This window comes from Micromonospora xinjiangensis (genome assembly GCF_056150165.1).
Window position 1 is genome coordinate 2,501 of sequence record NZ_JAXCFO010000014.1, and the last position, 2,739, is coordinate 5,239.

Below are 2,739 nucleotides of genomic sequence, written 5' to 3' on the forward strand. Positions count from 1 at the left end.
AGGGGAGTGAAATAGTACCTGAAACCGTTCGCCTACAATCCGTCGGAGCCTTTCGGGGTGACGGCGTGCCTTTTGAAGAATGAGCCTGCGAGTTAGTGGCATGTGGCGAGGTTAACCCGTGTGGGGGAGCCGTAGCGAAAGCGAGTCTGAATAGGGCGTTGAGTCGCGTGTCCTAGACCCGAAGCGGGGTGATCTAGCCATGGGCAGGCTGAAGCGCGGGTAAGACCGCGTGGAGGGCCGAACCCACCAACGTTGAAAAGTTGGGGGATGACCTGTGGTTAGGGGTGAAAGGCCAATCAAACTCCGTGATAGCTGGTTCTCCCCGAAATGCATTTAGGTGCAGCGTCGCGTGTTTCTTGCCGGAGGTAGAGCACTGGATGGTCTAGGGGGCCCACAAGCTTACCGAAATCAGCCAAACTCCGAATGCCGGTAAGTGAGAGCGCGGCAGTGAGACTGCGGGGGATAAGCTTCGTAGTCGAGAGGGAAACAGCCCAGATCACCAGCTAAGGCCCCTAAGCGTGTGCTAAGTGGAAAAGGATGTGGGGTCGCATAGACAACCAGGAGGTTGGCTTAGAAGCAGCCACCCTTTAAAGAGTGCGTAATAGCTCACTGGTCAAGTGGTTCCGCGCCGACAATGTAGCGGGGCTCAAGCACACCGCCGAAGCTGTGGCACTCACACAATGACTTCGCTGGCATCCTTGTGGTGTTGGTGCAGGTGTGTGGGTGGGTAGGGGAGCGTCGTGCCGGGGGTGAAGCAGCCGAGTGATCGAGTTGTGGACGCGGCACGAGTGAGAATGCAGGCATGAGTAGCGAAAGAAGGGTGAGAAACCCTTCCGCCGGATGACCAAGGGTTCCAGGGCCAGGCTAATCCGCCCTGGGTGAGTCGGGACCTAAGGCGAGGCCGAGAGGCGTAGTCGATGGACAACGGGTTGATATTCCCGTACCCGCGAAGGAGCGACCCTGATGAACCTCGTTGTGCTAACCACCCAAACCATCCAAGACCTTCGGGTTGAGGGTGGGGAGCGTGGGAACCTGGCGGGTAGTAGTCAAGCGATGGGGTGACGCAGGAAGGTAGCTGAGCCCGGCCGGTGGTTGTGCCGGGGTAAGCGTGTAGGCCGTGCTGTAGGCAAATCCGCAGCGCATGAAGGCTGAGACGTGATGCCGAGCCGATTCAGGTGAAGTCAGTGATCCTATGCTGCCGAGAAAAGCCTCTAGCGAGTTCCGAGCGGCCCGTACCCCAAACCGACACAGGTGGTCAGGTAGAGAATACCGAGGCGATCGGGCGAACTGTGGTTAAGGAACTCGGCAAATTGCCCCCGTAACTTAGGGAGAAGGGGGGCCGGAGACGTGAAGCCCCGCGCGGGTGGAGCGTTGTATGGCCGCAGAGAGCAGGGGGAAGCGACTGTTTACTAAAAACACAGGTCCATGCGAAGAAGTAATTCGATGTATATGGACTGACGCCTGCCCGGTGCTGGAACGTTAAGGGGACCTGTTAGCTCTTTCGGGGGCGAAGCGGAGAACTTAAGCGCCAGTAAACGGCGGTGGTAACTATAACCATCCTAAGGTAGCGAAATTCCTTGTCGGGTAAGTTCCGACCTGCACGAATGGCGTAACGACTTCCCCACTGTCTCAACCACAGGCCCGGCGAAATTGCACTACGAGTAAAGATGCTCGTTACGCGCGGCAGGACGGAAAGACCCCGGGACCTTTACTATAGCTTGACATTGGTATCCGGATTGGCTTGTGTAGGATAGGTGGGAGCCGGTGAAGCTCATACGCCAGTATGGGTGGAGGCAATCTTGAAATACCACTCTGGTTGATTTGGGTATCTAACTTCGGACCGTTATCCGGTTCAGGGACAGTGTCTGGTGGGTAGTTTAACTGGGGCGGTTGCCTCCTAAAGGGTAACGGAGGCGCCCAAAGGTTCCCTCAGCCTGGTTGGCAATCAGGTGTTGAGTGCAAGTACACAAGGGAGCTTGACTGTGAGACTGACAGGTCGAGCAGGGACGAAAGTCGGGACTAGTGATCCGGCACTTGCGTGTGGAAGCGGTGTCGCTCAACGGATAAAAGGTACCCCGGGGATAACAGGCTGATCTTCCCCAAGAGTCCATATCGACGGGATGGTTTGGCACCTCGATGTCGGCTCGTCGCATCCTGGGGCTGTAGCAGGTCCCAAGGGTTGGGCTGTTCGCCCATTAAAGCGGTACGCGAGCTGGGTTTAGAACGTCGTGAGACAGTTCGGTCCCTATCCGCCGTGCGCGTAGGATACTTGAGAAGGGCTGTCCCTAGTACGAGAGGACCGGGACGGACGAACCTCTGGTGTGCCAGTTGTCCCGCCAGGGGCACGGCTGGTTAGCTACGTTCGGAAGGGATAACCGCTGAAAGCATCTAAGCGGGAAGCTCGCTTCAAGATGAGGTATCCCACCCCACTTTGTGGGGGTAAGGCCCCCAGCTAGACGACTGGGTTGATAGGCCGGAAATGTAAGCCCGGTAACGGGTTCAGTTGACCGGTACTAATAGGCCGAGGACTTGACTACTAAGCTGCTACGCGTCCACTGTGCAACTCCCGACAAACGAACAACGAACCCGTGTGTGGGTGTTGTTTGATATGTCGATAGTGTTACGGCGGTCATGGCGGAGGGGAAACGCCCGGTTACATTCCGAACCCGGAAGCTAAGCCCTCCAGCGCCGATGGTACTGCACTCGTGAGGGTGTGGGAGAGTAGGACACCGCCGGACA

At 57.4% G+C, this 2,739-nt stretch carries 2 rRNA genes (1 of these 2 running past the window's edge); both read left to right on the forward strand.

What is annotated here, in order from left to right:
* A 23S ribosomal RNA gene (locus SM573_RS29660) occupies positions 1-2,537 on the forward strand (it extends 577 nt beyond the left edge of the window).
* Between the two features lie 84 nt (positions 2,538-2,621).
* A 5S ribosomal RNA gene (rrf, locus tag SM573_RS29665) occupies positions 2,622-2,738 on the forward strand.
* Position 2,739: the final 1 nt, after the last annotated feature.